The organism is Fervidicella metallireducens AeB (assembly GCF_000601455.1).
Lineage (GTDB): Bacteria > Bacillota > Clostridia > Clostridiales > Caloramatoraceae > Fervidicella > Fervidicella metallireducens.
The window spans coordinates 1-532 of the sequence record NZ_AZQP01000162.1 but is presented as its reverse complement, the minus strand read 5'-3'; the positions used below and the strand labels follow the sequence as shown (position 1 = coordinate 532).

The window sequence follows — 532 nt, the reverse complement described above, 5'->3', positions numbered from 1 at the left end:
GGAAAAAGTTTATCAGAGCTAAGTAGCGAATATGGCATTTCAAAGTCTACTATTAACGGTTGGATAAAAAACTCAAGGCCTGTTGTTATTGATGAAGGTGAAGTTGTAACTATGAAAGAGTATAAAGCATTGAAGCAGGAGATGGCTAGGCTTAAGGAGGAGAATGAAATACTAAAAAAAGCCATGGCCATATTCGCGAAAAAGTAGATTCTATCTTTAAATTCATAGATGATAATAAGGACAAACATGATGTTAAGCTAATGTGTAAACTGCTTAAGGTTTCAAGAAGCTCTTATTACAAAAGTCTTAACAAAGATGAAAGTAAAAGAAGTATTGAAAATAAAAGACTAAAAGAAGAAATTCTTAAAATATATAGTGATAATAAAAAACGATATGGAGCTCCTAAGATCCATAAAATACTAATAAATCAGGGAGAATCCATAAGTTTAAAGAGAGTTCAAAGGTTCATGAATGATTTAGGGATAAAGTCGATTGTTTGTAAGAAGTACAAGCCCTATTCATCTAAAACAAA

The 532-nt window shown here is 31.0% G+C and carries 1 protein-coding gene and 1 pseudogene; both read left to right on the top strand.

Going from position 1 to position 532, the window contains the following annotated elements; genetic code table 11:
* A pseudogene (locus tag Q428_RS14295) lies at positions 1–207 on the top strand (IS3-like element ISBce13 family transposase); the annotation flags it as partial.
* A gap of 53 nt (positions 208–260) precedes the next feature.
* The coding region (locus tag Q428_RS14290) for an IS3 family transposase (protein ID WP_035382153.1) at positions 261–532 on the top strand (272 nt) is incomplete at its 3' end.